Annotated in this window: 16 protein-coding genes; 7 read left to right on the top strand and 9 right to left on the bottom strand. The window is 34.6% G+C overall.

Features of this window, described 5'->3' with window-relative positions; all coding sequences use genetic code 11:
- Nucleotides 1-119: 119 nt before the first annotated feature.
- Nucleotides 120-1,448, bottom strand: coding sequence for a uracil-xanthine permease family protein (locus FD33_RS05630; protein ID WP_025085118.1), 1,329 nt, complete (start codon nucleotides 1,446-1,448; stop codon nucleotides 120-122).
- 212 nt (nucleotides 1,449-1,660) lie between these two features.
- Between FD33_RS05630 and FD33_RS05625 the strand changes: the two genes are divergently transcribed.
- The 3 genes from FD33_RS05625 to FD33_RS05615 all read left to right on the top strand — a co-directional run bounded on the left by FD33_RS05625 (nucleotide 1,661) and on the right by FD33_RS05615 (nucleotide 4,167).
- Nucleotides 1,661-2,269 carry a histidine phosphatase family protein gene (locus FD33_RS05625; RefSeq protein WP_056954768.1) on the top strand — a complete coding sequence of 203 codons (609 nt, stop codon included), beginning with the start codon at nucleotides 1,661-1,663 and terminating at the stop codon, nucleotides 2,267-2,269.
- A 10-nt stretch (nucleotides 2,270-2,279) separates the two neighbouring features.
- Nucleotides 2,280-2,990: a bifunctional demethylmenaquinone methyltransferase/2-methoxy-6-polyprenyl-1,4-benzoquinol methylase UbiE gene (gene ubiE, locus FD33_RS05620; RefSeq protein WP_025085117.1), complete on the top strand. Its 711-nt coding sequence runs from the start codon at nucleotides 2,280-2,282 to the stop codon at nucleotides 2,988-2,990.
- A gap of 229 nt (nucleotides 2,991-3,219) precedes the next feature.
- Complete coding sequence (locus tag FD33_RS05615) at nucleotides 3,220-4,167, top strand: LacI family DNA-binding transcriptional regulator (protein WP_025085116.1); 948 nt, start codon at nucleotides 3,220-3,222, stop codon at nucleotides 4,165-4,167.
- 694 nt (nucleotides 4,168-4,861) lie between these two features.
- On the opposite strand, the gene FD33_RS05610 is transcribed toward FD33_RS05615, so the two are convergent.
- Complete coding sequence (locus FD33_RS05610) at nucleotides 4,862-5,299, bottom strand: Hsp20/alpha crystallin family protein (protein ID WP_025085907.1); 438 nt, start codon at nucleotides 5,297-5,299, stop codon at nucleotides 4,862-4,864.
- An 88-nt stretch (nucleotides 5,300-5,387) separates the two neighbouring features.
- Nucleotides 5,388-5,825, bottom strand: a complete 438-nt coding sequence (locus FD33_RS05605; RefSeq protein ID WP_025085908.1) for an Hsp20/alpha crystallin family protein — start codon at nucleotides 5,823-5,825, stop codon at nucleotides 5,388-5,390.
- 169 nt (nucleotides 5,826-5,994) lie between these two features.
- Here FD33_RS05605 and FD33_RS05600 point away from each other — a divergent pair, with 169 nt between their 5' ends.
- The 3 genes from FD33_RS05600 (at nucleotide 5,995) to FD33_RS05590 (ending at nucleotide 8,829) form a co-directional block, all read left to right on the top strand.
- Entirely contained in the window at nucleotides 5,995-6,354 is a 360-nt protein-coding gene (locus tag FD33_RS05600) for a DUF488 domain-containing protein (protein WP_025085909.1), read from the top strand.
- 27 nt (nucleotides 6,355-6,381) lie between these two features.
- Nucleotides 6,382-7,227, top strand: coding sequence for a helix-turn-helix domain-containing protein (locus tag FD33_RS05595; protein WP_025085910.1), 846 nt, complete (start codon nucleotides 6,382-6,384; stop codon nucleotides 7,225-7,227).
- 198 nt (nucleotides 7,228-7,425) lie between these two features.
- Nucleotides 7,426-8,829, top strand: coding sequence for an APC family permease (locus FD33_RS05590; protein ID WP_025085911.1), 1,404 nt, complete (start codon nucleotides 7,426-7,428; stop codon nucleotides 8,827-8,829).
- A 14-nt stretch (nucleotides 8,830-8,843) separates the two neighbouring features.
- On the opposite strand, the gene FD33_RS05585 is transcribed toward FD33_RS05590, so the two are convergent.
- Both FD33_RS05585 and FD33_RS05580 read right to left on the bottom strand, forming a co-directional pair.
- Nucleotides 8,844-9,614: a TerC family protein gene (locus tag FD33_RS05585; protein ID WP_025085912.1), complete on the bottom strand. Its 771-nt coding sequence runs from the start codon at nucleotides 9,612-9,614 to the stop codon at nucleotides 8,844-8,846.
- A gap of 168 nt (nucleotides 9,615-9,782) precedes the next feature.
- Nucleotides 9,783-11,186 (bottom strand): Nramp family divalent metal transporter, encoded by a 1,404-nt coding sequence (locus FD33_RS05580; RefSeq protein ID WP_162256979.1) that lies wholly within the window; start codon nucleotides 11,184-11,186, stop codon nucleotides 9,783-9,785.
- A gap of 276 nt (nucleotides 11,187-11,462) precedes the next feature.
- On the opposite strand from FD33_RS05580, the gene FD33_RS05575 reads away from it, so the two are divergent.
- Entirely contained in the window at nucleotides 11,463-11,930 is a 468-nt protein-coding gene (locus FD33_RS05575) for a hypothetical protein (protein WP_025085914.1), read from the top strand.
- 226 nt (nucleotides 11,931-12,156) lie between these two features.
- Here the strand turns inward: FD33_RS05575 and FD33_RS05570 are convergent, their stop codons facing one another.
- The 4 genes from FD33_RS05570 to FD33_RS12745 all read right to left on the bottom strand — a co-directional run bounded on the left by FD33_RS05570 (nucleotide 12,157) and on the right by FD33_RS12745 (nucleotide 14,641).
- On the bottom strand, nucleotides 12,157-12,453 hold the full coding sequence (locus FD33_RS05570; RefSeq protein WP_025085915.1) for a bacteriocin immunity protein: 297 nt from the start codon (nucleotides 12,451-12,453) through the stop codon (nucleotides 12,157-12,159).
- Between the two features lie 320 nt (nucleotides 12,454-12,773).
- On the bottom strand, nucleotides 12,774-12,971 hold the full coding sequence (locus tag FD33_RS05565) for a hypothetical protein (protein ID WP_025085916.1): 198 nt from the start codon (nucleotides 12,969-12,971) through the stop codon (nucleotides 12,774-12,776).
- Nucleotides 12,972-13,175: 204 nt separating this feature from the next.
- Nucleotides 13,176-13,835: a LytR/AlgR family response regulator transcription factor gene (locus tag FD33_RS05560; protein WP_025085917.1), complete on the bottom strand. Its 660-nt coding sequence runs from the start codon at nucleotides 13,833-13,835 to the stop codon at nucleotides 13,176-13,178.
- Nucleotides 13,832-14,641 carry a sensor histidine kinase gene (locus FD33_RS12745; protein WP_025085918.1) on the bottom strand — a complete coding sequence of 270 codons (810 nt, stop codon included), beginning with the start codon at nucleotides 14,639-14,641 and terminating at the stop codon, nucleotides 13,832-13,834. Before FD33_RS12745 ends, FD33_RS05560 begins: the two co-directional genes overlap by 4 nt.
- Nucleotides 14,642-15,175 lie beyond the last annotated feature (534 nt).

Raw genomic sequence — 15,175 nt, 5'->3', positions numbered from 1 at the left:
ATTTCCACTACAAAACATAGAACACTGTTTACACTTAAATAGAACGTAAAAAAGATCCAAGATAATATTGCCATCAAAGTGATAGCGATTATCTTGGATCTTTTTGAAATCAAAGCAATTTAAGCTTTTTCTTTGTTTTTCCAGTCATCTTTCTTTTCATCCCAGTTTTCTGAGAGGGCATGTTTAGGAAGGATCAAGTTAAGAACGATACCAACAACTGTAGCAACACCAACTCCAGTGAATTGGAAGGAACCCATTTGAAGATAGGCATTACCAATACCGATAACAAGGATAACGGAAGCAATCATTAAGTTACGTTTTTCATTGAAATCAACTTTATTATCAACCAAAATTCTTAGACCACTTGAAGAAATAACACCGAATAACATGAAACTGATACCACCGATTACAGGTCCAGGAATAGTTTGAATTAAGGCACTTAACTTGCCGACAAATCCAAACAAGACAGCGAAGACGGCAGCACCGATAACGACATAAACACTGAAGATCTTGTTAACAGCCATGACACCAATATTTTCACCATATGATGTGACAGGAGGACCACCAAGAAAGGCAGCAACGATTGAGGCTGTACCATCACCAGCTAAAGTTTTGTGCAAACCGGGATCTTTGAAGAAGTCACGATTAGTTAATTCATCTAGTACCATGATGTGTCCCAAGTGTTCAGCCATAGTAACAAAGGCAATTGGCGCAAAACTCAGAATCGCACCCCAGTAAATTTGGTGAGGCATGTAGTTAGCAAACATAATATCGAAGGCAGGTAATTTAAACCAAGGTGTTGAAGCAACCTTAGAAAAGTCAACGATACCGCAGAAGACAGAGAGAATATATCCTCCAACAATACCTAAAAGAATAGCAATATTACTCCAGAAACCACGAAGATACATATTCAAAAGAACAGTTAGGAAAAGTGTAAACATAGCAATTCCGAAATACTTCAAGTCATAATGTGAACCATTCATCATGGCGTTATCAGCGGCACTTCCGGCAACTGACATACCGATAACAACGATGATAGGACCAACGACGATTGGTGGTAAAGCTTTATCGATCCAGTCGGAACCAGCGAAACCAACAATGATAGAAACAATTAAGTACACGCAACCAACGGCAATGGTACCTTGGGCGACACCTTGATACCCAACTGTTTTCATCAGCGAGACCATTGGAACAATGAAGGAAAAACTAGAACTCATGTAAGCTGGAATTTTTCTGTGTGTAATCAAAATATGAAGCAAAGTTCCGACACCGGAACTGAATAAAGCAATACTTGGATCCAATCCAACCAATAGAGGGACAAGGACTGTGGCCCCAAACATTGAGAATAAGTGCTGTAATGATAGGAAAGCCCAACTGCTTAATGGTGGCTTTTCATAAACATCCAAAACTGCGTCTGGATTACGATATTGTTCTTCGTTTTTACTCAAAAAAACATCCCCTTAGTATTTTTTTGTAAAAAAATAGTCCCCTATCCCGTGTATGCGAAATAAAAGACTGAACGTGTTTCCTTATTAGCCTCACGGGACCAAAATTTAAAGGATCATTTATTTAATTACACTTAATATAATTGAGTTGCATTGTAAAGTCAATAATGAAATACTAAAAGGAGAATTTAAGCGTTAACAAAGAGGAGATTTTTATGGTTGAATTATATATTGTGAGACATGGTGAAACAGACACTAACTCTGAGGCTCGAATCAATGGAATGTCTACCGACAAACCCCTAAACGCCAAAGGTATCAAGCAAATTGAGGAATTAGAAAAGCATATAGATATCACTGATTTTGATGAAGTTTATGCAAGTCCAATGAAGCGTGCAATGCAAACAGCTGAAATTTTGAATCAAGGGGCACACGAAATTCAACAGGATAAACGCCTTGTTGAAGCTGATTATGGTTCATGGGATGGTTTAAGAGAAGAAGAATTGATCGTAAAACATCCAGACGCCTTTGATGAAAATAAATATTTATTACCAAATTATACTAAGTACGCTGTTAATGGTGAAGAATATGCGGATGTTTACAAACGTGTTGAAGACTTCATGAATGACATGGCTAAAAAAGGTGACGAGAAGATTTTGGTAGTTTGTCACGGATTCGTTAGTCGTTCGTTTGTTAAAGTCACGACTGGTGCTAAGGATATTTCAAACATCATTCAACCTGATAATGGTGGTGTATCAAAATATAAAGTTTCAGCTAGTGGCAAGAAGTATCTAATGTATTATGGACGTTTAAATAATATCGATTAGAGGATAGACAATGAGTCTGACTAATAAAGTTCCCGAAAAAGACGTTCAAACTACTTTTAACAACATCGCGGGTAATTATGATAAATTAAATTCCATTATGAGTTTGGGAACACATCAAAAGTGGCGTAAAAAGGCTACTGAAAAAATTGTCAATCATCCTCAAAAAGTGTTGGATCTCTGTTGTGGCACAGCTGACTGGACGATTATGTTAGGACGGAGATTCTATCATGCTCAAATTATTGGTGTAGATTTCAGTCAAGAGATGCTCAAATTAGCTCAACAAAAAGTTGCTCAGTCTAAGTTGACTAATATTATTTTGGAGACTGGCGATGCCATGCAATTGAATTTTGCAGACAATAGTTTCGATGTAGTCACAATCGGCTTTGGATTAAGAAATGTTCCCGATGCTAACAAAGTTTTGAGTGAAATCTATCGAGTTTTGAAGCCAGGTGGACAGTTGATCTGTCTAGAAGCCTTCAAAGTTGAAACGCCGGTTATAAAGTTAGGTTGGAAATTGTATTTTAATAAGTTAATGCCTTTAATGGGAAAAATTTTTGCAAAGAATAAATCCGATTATCAGTACCTGGATGATTCAGTTAATCGTTTTGTTAGTATCAAAGAACTGTGCCAGATGATGCAAGATGCTGGATTCAAAAATATTGAAGTTACTGATTTAATGATGAAAGCAGCAGCTATTCATTCGACAGTTAAAAGTATTTAGACAAAACAAAAAGAACACCCGGGGAAGGTGTTCTTTTATTTTTTAGGGGATTAAATATATATGTTATAGGGGGGATGAGATGAGATATCTCTCATCTACAAGTAATACTATAAACAATAAGTGTGAACCAATTATATTGAAAATGTGAAGATTTTGTGAAGTTCTATTTTTTTAGAAATATTATTTTATAACTGTTGTAGCAAGCTAACAATTAAAAGAGGTGCTCAAAATGTCAAATATCAGAGATGTTGCAAAGATGTCAGAACATTCAGTTTCAACCGTTTCTAGGGTTATTAATAATCAAAGTTATGTTGCTAAGGAAACCAAAGAAGAGATTCTCAAGGCAATGAAGGAATTGAATTATCATCCCAATGATATTGCCAGAGCCTTAAGTACCGGCAAAACTTACCGTGTTGGCGTCGTTATGCCATATAATAATCATCCTTATTTTCAAAAATTAGTTTCCGCTATTACTCAGGCAGCATTCAAAGAAAATTATCAGGTTACATTATTGCCTTCACATTATAATGTTAAAAGTGAAATCAAATGTTTAGAAATGTTAAAGCATCAAGCATTTGATGGATTGATTTTTACCTCTAGAGCTATTCCATTTGAGACTATTGTCGAGTATCAAAAGTATGGCTCGATTACTTGCTGCGAAGATACTCTGAATTATCCGATTTCATGTGCTTATACTGATCGGGAAAAATCTTATGTAGATGCTTTTGAATTATTAAAGAAATTAAAATTTCAAAATATAGGCGTTACGATAAGTCGTAACGAACAAACAAGTCGAAGCGCTAAATCAACAGTGGATTCTTATTACAAAGTGTTTGAAAAAAGGTGTCCAGAAAAACTATTAGTTAGAAATATGCAATTTTTCAAAGATGGAATTCAAGCAGCTAAGGAATTAACTGCCCAAAATCCAAATCTAGATGCAGTTTTCGCCAATGGAGACCAAGTTGCAGCTGGAATTATTTATCAGTTGAAGAAAATGCAGATTGATGTTCCTGTTATAGGTCAAGAAAACTTAGATTATAGTTACTTGATGAATTTCTCGACCATTGATCATAAGCTGAATGAAATTGGAGAATATGCTTTTTGGTCTCTTTTTGAAAAGAAAATCGTTAAGAAGTTAATTCCTGCCGAATTTATTTTACGAGGAGCATTGATATAAAACAGCAAATAAAAAACACCCTTTTTCGGAAAGGGTGTTTTTCTAGGGGATTAAATATTGTTTATAGGGGGATGAGAAAAGAGTATTGGCTCTTATCTACAGTTTATATATTACTGGCTTATCAGGAAATTATAGTTGTTTGAAAATTATAAAACATTTTTGGATAGCCCATAGTTGATAAGTCTTTTATATTTTTATAAATTCTTTGTCCTTTTGTAACTTTAAAAGTTACATCCCATGAGAGCAGAAAACTACTCTGCAAAGAATAGTATATCGTATTTTACGACTAACTACTACTAACTGGCACGTAAAAGACAATAAAAAAAGTACCTCGGGGAAAGGTACTTTTTATTTAGGGGATTAAATATATATATGTTATAGGGGGGGGGAGAAAAGGGATTATCTATATCTCTCATCTACAATTTATATAATACTCAACCTTTATGAATTAAATATTTATAAAATGTGAAGATTTTGTGAATTCATATAAATCTTCCATTTTAGGTGGAAATGATGGTAAGATGCCGTCCACCACAACAAGAAAATTTGGCTGGAACGCCATGGGCCGACTTGGAGCTAATTATTTCACACTTCGTGCAAAATAATGGATCTCTAAGTTCGGCCTTTATCTTGTTGTTCCGGACTAAATCCTGTTTCGCTTTTTTAGGTATTGTAAAACCTAAATGAATATACATTAGTCAATATCGATATGGTGTTCTGAGCTAGTTTTCTTTTCTAACTTAGGAAGGTTAACCTTCAAGACACCATTGTCATAGTTGGCTTTGATGTTCTCAACGTCAGCTGCTGGTAAGTGATATTGTCTCATGAAGCGGCCGCTTGAGCGTTCGGACATAATCATGTCACCGTTCTTATCGTTATGATCATTGAAGCTGTCACGACGACCACTGACGGTTAAAATGTTATCTTGGTAATTGATGTCGATATTCTTCTTATCGAAAGCAGGCATATCAATATGTACTTCATAACCCTTATCAGTTTCCTTAATGTCAGTCTTTAAGTTAGAACCTTCTAAAGCACTATCTTCGAACAATGATGGAAAACTGTTCATCCAATTGTCTCCATTGAAAAAGTCTCTCATTAAATTGTTACGATTCATAATTTCATTTGTCATAAATAATTACTCCTTTTTAATAGAATAAATTTTTAGCACTCGGTGAAGTTGAGTGCTAATAGAACTCCAAAAAAATAAACGTAAAGCATTAGTCGATATCGATATGATGTCCAGAATTAATCTCCTTATTCATCTTTGGAAGAGTGATTTCCAAAACACCTTTATTATATGAAGCTTTGATATTATCTTGATCGACTTGTGGCAATCTGTATTGTCTCATGAAATGACCACTTGAGCGCTCCGACATAATTACGTCGCCATCTTTATCGTTGTGATCGGTAAAACTATCGCGGTGACCACTGATAGTTAAAATATTGTTATCGTAAGTGATATCAATATTCTTCTTATCAACTGCGGGAAGATCAACGTGTAATTCGTAATTTTGATTATTTTCTTTAATATCAGTCTTTAGTGTTGAATCTTCTGGGAAATTATTGTCAAATATAGATGGAAAATTATTCATCCAAGAGTCACCGTTAAATAAGTTTCTCATTAAATTATTACGATCCATAATTTCATTTGCCATATATCATTACTTCCTTTCCCTTGATTACAAATACAGTATAAAACCTGAATTATGGAAGTTCAAGAATTTAGCACTCTTAATTGGCGAGTGCTAAATTTTGCAAAAAGTAAGTAAAATATAACTGTAAATTATGTGATACAATTAACATGGTAAAGAAGAGGATGTTAAGATGACTAAATTAGTTATGAGACGTATATATGACAAAAATTTACCATCAGGGTATCGGGTGCTGGTAGATCGACTTTGGCCACGAGGAATGTCTAAGGTACGTGCAGATCTTGATTTATGGGCAAAAGAGATAGCCCCATCAGCAGAATTGCGTAAGTGGTTTGGACATGATCCTGAAAAATACTTAGAATTCAAAAATAAATATTTGGATGAGATTAACAATAATCCATATACCAAAGAATTTCTAAAGTCCGTAAAAGAGGCTCTTCAAACACAAGATGTACTAATACTATATAGTGCAAAAGATGAAGAACATAATGACGCTGTAGTGCTAATGGAATATCTAAATTCAAATATTTAAGTACTGTAGATTGGTTGGCTAACAATTATGGAAGAATTTGACTTGCAGTCTTTATTATCTAGTAGTGATAAGCTATTGATCCATCTGTTGCAAGCGTATGCACAGACTAATGATATAGCTATATTTGTGTTAAACAATGAGGATCATTTACAGGCTGGAATTTTTGGTAAGCTAACAGAGAAGAGTGAATTAACTAGAATAAATAAAGCTAGAGACTTATCTAAGTTGAGCATTAGCAAATATAAGTATGGCATGGAATATGCTGACGCACCGTTGCGTGTCGCTATAATCAATCAACGGGTAGGAAAGATTTGTGTCGCTCAGGACATTGTAAAAAATACTGATCCGAGTAACATTATAGTAATTCAAAAATTACAGCAACAAGTTGAGTATTTAAAATACTTATTTGAGAGTGTATCTAAATTGATCATCAAAGAGAAAGGGATTGGTGATTTCATAATTAAGTATTCATTGGATGTCGATGAAGCGATTGATGATCTCGATAATAATGAGAGTGGTGCATTGAAGAGAATCAGACATTTATCAACATCAAATGAATCGATTATTGCAGCAATTGAGTTTATTGATAGTAATTTAGATAAACGTTTAACACTCGATCAAGTATCGGGAAAAGTTTATTTGTCAGATTATTATTTCAGCAAACTGTTTAAGAGGGAAACAGGTTTGAGTTTTTCGGTATATTTGAATGCCCGAAAGATTCAAAAAGCCATGATTCTGTTAAAGGAATCGGATGACAGTATTAATGAGATTTCAGATGCATTAGGTTTTACTAGGTTGAGCTATTTCAGCCAGACATTTAAAAAGTATACCGGCTATGCACCAACGAAATATCGTATTGATGGAAAAGAGTAATAATAAAAATGTAGGGGGCATTCTTACTAATGCTTCCTACATTTTTTGTTTGCCTCATAATTATTTCGATGTGTAAACGATAATTAGACGTGTGTATAGGATTTATGTACAAATCATCTTTTTTTATGAAAAAAATTGTAGTAGAATTTAAACTTAATGTAAATTACTTGTTTCTGTGTAATTTAAGGAGAGATTTTTATGAAAAATGTCTTTAAGAAGGAATCCGTCGACACTTACATCAAGGCGGATTCGAGACTAACAAAGAGTTTGGGTGCAAGGGATCTTTTGTCACTTGGGATTGGTGCCGTAATTGGAACTGGTATTTTTATTTTGCCAGGACATGAAGCGGCGTTACACGCTGGTCCAGCGGTGGCGATAGCGTTCTTGATTGCTGCACTGGTCTCTGGCTTAGTCGGTATGGCTTATGCTGAATTTTCCTCGGCAATGCCTGTCGCAGGTTCGGCTTATTCATTTGGTTCCATTATTTATGGTGAAATAGTCGGCTGGATTCTAGGTTGGGCTTTAATTTTGGAATACTTTTTAACTGTTTCAGCGGAAGCAGTTGGTTTTGCTTCATATTTTAACAACAATATTTTAGGAGCCTTTGGAGTACATCTACCTAAGTTCTTATCGGCAGGTCCTCTGGAAGGTGGTGGAATCAATATTTCGGCGACGTTGATCGTCTTATTGATTGCTATCATCATTTCCCACGGTGCCAGTCTTTCTAAGAAAGTTGAAAACGTTGCGGTTGTTATCAAAGTAGCGATTATCGTCCTCTTCGTTGTGGTCGGTTTCTTCTATATTAAGACTAGCAATTATGTGCCATTCTATCCTAAACAGTTCCATACTGAACCCTTTGGATTAGGTGGAATCTCGACAGCTTGTGCTACAGTCTTCTTTGCTTTCGTTGGATTCGATGCTTTGGCAGCCAATTCAGCGGAGACCATTAATCCGAAAAAGGATATGGTTAAAGGAATTCTGGGAACAGTTATTGTTGCAGTAATCTTGTATGTTTCCTTTTCACTTGTTTTAACCGGAATCGTCAATTATAAGGACTTAAACGTTGATGATCCAGCCGCTTATGCGTTGAAAGTCGTACATCTGGATACTTGGAATAAACTGATTACCATTGGTGCCTTAGTCGGTATTTTCACATCATTGTTGACGATGTTTTTTGGTGGATCTCGTCTAGTTTACGCTTTGGGCCGCGATGGATTGTTGCCTAAGAAAATGGGACAAGTCGACTTCAAATATTCAGTTCCAAAGAATGCCATTTTAGTAGCGACAGTAGTTCAAGCTTTCTTTGCGGGCTTAGTGCCATTGACTGAATTAACGTCATTGATCAATGCTGGAACGTTGTTGGCCTTTGTCTTTATTTCCTTTGGAATTATTCCTCTACGTCATCGTAAAGACATTCCTAATACAGGTTTCAAGATGCCTTGGTATCCATTCCTACCAATTTTTGCTGGGGTAGCTAGTTTATACTTCTTATTGATGTTGCCAGCTATTTCTAAAATCAGTGTTGGAATTTGGATCTTGATTGGAATCGTTGTTTACTTCACTTACAGTTTGAAACATTCGAAATTGCAAAATAAAAAATAGCTTCCTGACGGAGGCTATTTTTTCTTGCTCTTGGGAGCTCTGTTATTGTTGATAATATGAATAATTAGGGTAACGATGATGGCACCAACTAAGACACCTACGAAGACAAGATTAGGTATTTCGATGTCAATCGCTGGAATCGACAAGAATAATTTTACCGAAATGAACATGATCAAGAAGTAAGCCATACCGTTTAGTTCAGGAATCTTACTCATCAAGCCCATGATTAGTTCAGCGATACCTCTCATAGCTAGGATACCAATCATACCACCAATTAAGACGATAACCGGGTTACTGGAAATGGCTAGTGAGGCCAAAACAGAATCAATTGAGAAGACGATATCCATTAATTCAATTGAGATAACGACTTGCCAGAATCTGGAAATGTGAAGATGTTTTTCAAAGACATTCTCTTTTTTAGGTTCTGTTGGAACCTCAACCTTCTTGTTCTTACTAAAGAAAAAGTGATTTAAGAAGAGATAGAACAAGTAGGCGGCACCAAAGACTTTGATCCACCAGAAATTAATCAAGTAGACCCCGACACCGATAACTAAGAATCTAAAGATATAAGCACCGAATAGTCCGTAAAATAATGACTTTTCTTGTTCAACTTTGTTAGGCAGTGATTGTGTTTGAGCGGCCAAAACTACCGCGTTGTCGACTGACAACATACACTCCATGACTACCAATGATAAGATAACTAACCAATCTTCCCCCGATTCAATAACAGTTGCCCAGTTATGAAGATCAAAGAATGGACCGTACATATTTACTAATGCATTCAATCAGTATTCCTTGCTTTCTATTTGTATTGTTGGGTAAATGATACCAGATTAGAGGATCGATTTACAATTAAGGTTTGAAAAAGAAAATGGAAGTATACTTCCATTTTGATATAAGGAGTAAATAAAAAAAGCAGTTCCCTCATTTTCGAAGAAACTGCTCTTTAACTTTTAAGCGGTTGGCACAAATGTTGTATAGATTAACCAAATATTCAAAATAGTTAGCACTACCGCAACAAAGTAACCTAGATATTCAATAAATTTATTATTGGCAAATTCACCCATAAGTTTCTTGTTACTGGAGAATCTGATCAATGGGAAAATTGAAAATGGTAAAGCGACACTCAAGAATACTTGTGACAATGTCAAAAGTGATTCAATCTTAGCTTCGTTACCGTGGAAAATAATGGCAAACGAGATAACTGGAATAATGGATAGAAGACGAGTAATAACACGTCTTGCCCATAGTTTCATCTTCATATGGATGAAACCTTCCATAACAATTTGTCCGGAAAGTGTACCAGTAATAGTTGAGTTTTGACCAGATGCCAATAGGGCAACGGCAAACAAAATACTTAGTACGGGACTAGCAACTGCACCGGCAACCTTTGGATTTTGAAGGGCATTGAATAGATCAACGAAACGTCCCAAATCACTATTTGTACCATAGAATAATGCAGCACCAAGTAATAATAGTAAAGTATTAACAACAAAGGCTAATGTTAATTGGATATTTGAATCCCAAGTTGAGAATCTAACGGCTTGATGAATACTCTTTGGATCATTACGGTCGTATTTTCTAGCCTGTGAAATAGATGAATGCAAGTATAAGTTATGTGGCATAACTGTTGCACCAACAATACCTAATGATAGGTAAAGCATACTCTGATTTTGTAAAATCTTAGGTTCGGGGATGAATCCGACAATCATCTGGCCAACATCTGGTTTAGCCAAAATAACTTCATACAAGAAGACTAATAGAATAACCATAATAAGTGTGGCTACGATAGCTTCAATTTTTCTGAATCCTAGTTTCATCAAGACCAATAGTAATAGAACATCAAAGGCCGTGATGATAACACCCCATAATACCGGTATATTAAATAGCAATTTCAAGGCAATCGCTGAACCAATAATTTCGGCGATATCGGTTGCCATGATAGCCAATTCGGTGATGATCCATAAACAGAATCCTCCGACTCGACTAGTTCGATCTCTCGTTAGTTGTGCCAAATCTCTTCCGGTCACGATACCTAGTTTAGCTGACATGTATTGTAGTAGCATCGCAATTAAACTAGAAATCAAGATAACGGATAGTAATTTGTACTTAAATTGGGCACCACCAGCGATAGATGTTACCCAGTTACCGGGATCCATGTAACCCACGGCGACCAAGGCACCTGGTCCACTATATGCTAACAAGGTTTTAAAGAAACCTGCGTCTGTCGGAACATCAACGGTATCATTAATTTCTTCCAAGGAAGGACCGTTAGCGTAATGAATTAGGCTTTCGTGTTTTTTATTTTTTTCACTCAAGCTGTTCTCCCCCTTTTTATTCTCAACATATAATATCATGTTAGAGGTGTCTTTTAAACCCAGTAAACTTAATAATTAGGACAACTTAACAAAATAATATTAAAAGCTGTGATTTCAAAGGATAGATGACGGTTTAGGGTAATAATTCTGTGCCAATAATGTTATTAATAAACAAAAATTTATGTTTAAATGCATAATTTTACGTTTCTAATACGCAACTTCATGTATTTGTCACACTGTTACGATACAATATAGATGTAATGGAAATAGTAAGGAACAATATTTTAAATTTTTTAGAAAAGGGATAAAGTCAAAATGAATGTAATTTTAATAATAGTTGATATCATCTTTTTCCTTGGTGCAGCCTTCAATGTGTATTGGCAGTCCCAAATTGAAATCAAATCAATTTATAAGGTTTCATCGCTGATCTTTGCCGCCTTCATTGGTGCCTGGCTACTTTTCTCACCAACAAATCAATTATCTTACATCATCATGGTTGCTTTATTCATGTTACTTAACATTATGAATGGTGTTGGGGGAATTGGTTCGAAGAAAATCGTCATCAACGGATTCTATTCGGGTGTTTTGGATTACTCGCAAATCATTCACGTAACTTTGATACCAATCGAGTTGCAAGGTAGTAAACCAAAAGTAGCAGTCATTTTTAATACAAAGAGACCACAACAAGTGGAAATGAATTTTAATGTGTCATATAAAGAGATTCAAAAATTCTTAGATAAAAAATTATCCAATGAAGTTTCAGTTGAAGTTGGACAAATATAGAAATGGAAGAGACCTCGTTTGAGGTCTTTTTTAGTGGGTAAATATGTCGTCTTCCACAAAAAATCTGTGGGCCGCTGGAACGTAGCGGACGCGACTTGAAGCTAATGATTTTTTGTTCCAGACTAGATTCTGCTTCTAAATTTAGAATTAAAAAACGACGTCTATTCAGGAATCTCAATTCACTTTAATTTTGTGGATTGATTAATCTGAATGGACGTCGTTTATTTTAATAGCCATATCTGATATTTGATAATTGAGTTAATTTTTGTAGTTTAGATTGTTGTTCTTCTGTTAATGAAATTTTGTTCTTATGAAGTGCGTTAGAAATTGATATGTTCATCCTACTTAAGATGTAGGGAACGGCGGATCCTCTTTTTTCTAGTTCATCTTTGAATTCGATTAGTACCTCTTGTAGAGGTTGTTTGTTGGCATCGGTATTTAAATTATTAAGTAAGTCATCGATGATAGCAATTGCTTCATCACCACGATCTTTGCCACCAGCAAACCAAGTTAGTTTAGCCATTTGTTTTGTCACCTCCTTTATAAGAAAAATAGGGTTGTCGATATTATATTCAATAATTGATGTGAAAGGATATTACTGTAAATATTCTTAGTTTTTTCGAAGATAGTTGTGAGGAAGGTGCTGGTATGGTAAATCGTATTTTTTGGTAATGCGAATTAACACGTATAAGATAGCTCCAAACATAATTAGTGTAAAGACGATATTGCCTGATTTTGAGACCATGGTTAAGGCATTTAGCTGTATAAATATCGGTAGTAGTAAAAGGAGTATTAGTTGGATTATTTTTTGCGGCATGATATCTCCTGTGTTGTTAAGAAATTTTAGAGCCAATTAAAGAGTGAACCAAGTCCCAAAATGATAAAAGTGATTGCAAGTATAAATGAGAACCAAATTGCCATCGGTGAAAATGCTGATGTGGATTTGCCACCTGATGTTTTGATAGTTTTGAAATAATTCGTTGTTGCGAAAAATTGCCAGATACCAATAATAATGAATAGTGTGCTAAATATGTTTTTCATAATATTCACCCCGTATCATAATTGATTCTTTACACTGATAATTTTAACAACTGTGTGATTATTTAGAGTTGAAATATCTTGGATGGGGTGGTTTTATGTCTTGAAAAGGATAAAAATAAAAGGACTCGAGCGTGATTGCTCGAATCCTTTTGCTTTAAATATTAGTGATAGATTGCAGTTTCTTCTTTAATTTAGTAGCTTTCCCTATGGAAAATCAATCTGTCTGATGTTGATTGGATTGATAAGACAGGAACGACTAATTCTAAATAAGAAAGCGTATTTCTTTTCTAAATCATTGAGTTTGCCATAGAATTCGTATTGACCATTATCGGATATAAAGATTAATTGGTGAGGAATTTTGGACGATTCGATTGAATAAACTTCATTTTGATTAAAATTAAATATTTGCGTACCGATTTCAAAGACAAAGTTTTGCTGATGATATTCTAATGATTTTTTAATTAGCTTTTCTACATAAGTAAGTGTGTCATAAATTTCGTCACGATAGGCTTCGAGGTCTTGTTGTTTCTCGATAAAACCAATGGCACCAACCTTTCGCTTGAGAGTTTCTGGTGCTAACTCCTCATGCGTAGTAGTAAAAATAATATTGGCTTCTACATCAAATTCTCGAATTCTTTTTGCCAAATCGATACCGTCAATTTTTGCTTGTAAGTCGATATCCAAAAAGTAAATTCCACGGTTAGGTTGGGATGTTCGTAAGTACTGAAGAATATCTCGAGGGCTTTGAGCAGTACGTTCAATTTCGAAGAAATTATTATGAAAGAGGAGATAGTTTTCAATCAGAGTATTGAGTTGTTTCAGCTCGATTGGATTATCTTCACAAATAATAATAGGATAACTCATTTTTTCCCTCCTGATTTTGTAATGGTAAATTGCATGCTGAACCAATTATTGCGGGTATTGTAGGAAACCAAAAGGTTTTTATACTTCTTTTTAATATCTTGGATGTTAATCATACCAAGCCCGTCATGATTCTTCTTGGAAGAAAAGCCATATTGTTCAATTTTAGAAACGGAAATGTGTTTGACAATAGTGTTCTTAATCGAGATTTCTAATTGTCCATCAGTGTTAATCAGGATAATTTGGATCTTGCCATTTGGCTGTTCTTTAACCGCTTCAATGGCATTATCAATACTAGCTCCCATTAGTCTTATGAGGTCAAAAATATTGATACTTACATTGTCGATATCACTTTTGCATTCAAAATAGCAGTCGATATTGTTAGATTTAATAGTTTTCAATTTACTGATCATGAGTGACTTAATATAGGGATTTGAGATGTATTCCAAATCTTTAAAGTCATCCATAGAAATATTACTGAAGTATTTAGTTGAGTAACCTTCCAATTCGTTTAGTGAGCTTTTCAAATCATTGTTGTTATTGGTAATAGCAATTTCGTTTAAACTGTTAAGAATATTTTTGTAATCATGGCGAAATTTATGCATTTCTTTTTGGTCACTATCAAGCTGTTTAGTATAATCGCTTAAATTATCTAATTGTTCAGCCATCAATTTCTTTTCGTAAGCTTCCTTTTGACGGACATTCTCATGAATGAAGATGAAGGCAATAGCGATTCCTTGGACAATCAGAAAAATTAGAATACCTGTTGTTAAGTCTAAATAAGCTTTGAATTTTTGGATAAAATACATAAAGGCAAGTATGACCATAGAAGAATAGGTTAAAACTATGCTCAGGTATGGTGAATTAAAATTTTGAATGAGACTATTCAACTTAAGTTTTTTAAAGATAAAAATAATTATTAGCAAAATAATAAACTGAATCAAGAGCGTACCAGTTATTAATAATAAATCGTTTATTTTATAAACAAGATAGATTTTTGTAATAATAACGGAAGCAATTATTGAAGAAGTGAATTCGAATAGAAGTGCCAGCAATATGGAATTTACCAGGTAATATTTGTTAGAATTTTTGTTTCTTAAAGAGAAGTAAATGACCACTAGAAGCACTAAATAGACGGTGTCGTTGACAAATACGGCAATAAAAATGGCGGCAAAATAAAAGGCGGGAAGAAAGAGTATCTTTTTGTAAAGTGGAATTAATTTCATATCGTAAACAGAATTAAATGCTAAAAAATAAAAGAGATACGAGATAAACATATTTAAAATAAACGAAAATTTCAATAACAAGTTAGCCACTTGGACAAAATAAATTGAATCCAAGTG

Origin of the sequence: Companilactobacillus paralimentarius DSM 13238 = JCM 10415 (assembly GCF_001434985.1) — a bacterium.
In the GTDB taxonomy this organism is placed as follows: domain Bacteria; phylum Bacillota; class Bacilli; order Lactobacillales; family Lactobacillaceae; genus Companilactobacillus; species Companilactobacillus paralimentarius.
Note: the sequence above shows the minus strand (reverse complement) of the source record. Positions and strands in the feature narration are given on the sequence as shown.

Bases quoted from the DNA above. Each gene is read 5' to 3' on its own strand.
- FD33_RS05570 (WP_025085915.1), bottom strand. From the start codon at position 12,453: ATGGCTAAACTAACTTGGTTTGCTGGTGGCAAAGATCGTGGTGATGAA.
- FD33_RS05595 (WP_025085910.1), top strand. From the start codon at position 6,382: ATGGAAGAATTTGACTTGCAGTCTTTATTATCTAGTAGTGATAAGCTA.
- FD33_RS05615 (WP_025085116.1), top strand. From the start codon at position 3,220: ATGTCAAATATCAGAGATGTTGCAAAGATGTCAGAACATTCAGTTTCA.
- FD33_RS05560 (WP_025085917.1), bottom strand. From the start codon at position 13,835: ATGAGTTATCCTATTATTATTTGTGAAGATAATCCAATCGAGCTGAAA.
- FD33_RS05600 (WP_025085909.1), top strand. From the start codon at position 5,995: ATGACTAAATTAGTTATGAGACGTATATATGACAAAAATTTACCATCA.
- FD33_RS05605 (WP_025085908.1), bottom strand. From the start codon at position 5,825: ATGGCAAATGAAATTATGGATCGTAATAATTTAATGAGAAACTTATTT.
- FD33_RS05610 (WP_025085907.1), bottom strand. From the start codon at position 5,299: ATGACAAATGAAATTATGAATCGTAACAATTTAATGAGAGACTTTTTC.
- ubiE (WP_025085117.1), top strand. From the start codon at position 2,280: ATGAGTCTGACTAATAAAGTTCCCGAAAAAGACGTTCAAACTACTTTT.
- FD33_RS05575 (WP_025085914.1), top strand. From the start codon at position 11,463: ATGAATGTAATTTTAATAATAGTTGATATCATCTTTTTCCTTGGTGCA.
- FD33_RS05580 (WP_162256979.1), bottom strand. From the start codon at position 11,186: ATGATATTATATGTTGAGAATAAAAAGGGGGAGAACAGCTTGAGTGAA.
- FD33_RS05590 (WP_025085911.1), top strand. From the start codon at position 7,426: ATGAAAAATGTCTTTAAGAAGGAATCCGTCGACACTTACATCAAGGCG.
- FD33_RS12745 (WP_025085918.1), bottom strand. From the start codon at position 14,641: ATGTATTTTATCCAAAAATTCAAAGCTTATTTAGACTTAACAACAGGT.
- FD33_RS05565 (WP_025085916.1), bottom strand. From the start codon at position 12,971: ATGAAAAACATATTTAGCACACTATTCATTATTATTGGTATCTGGCAA.
- FD33_RS05625 (WP_056954768.1), top strand. From the start codon at position 1,661: ATGGTTGAATTATATATTGTGAGACATGGTGAAACAGACACTAACTCT.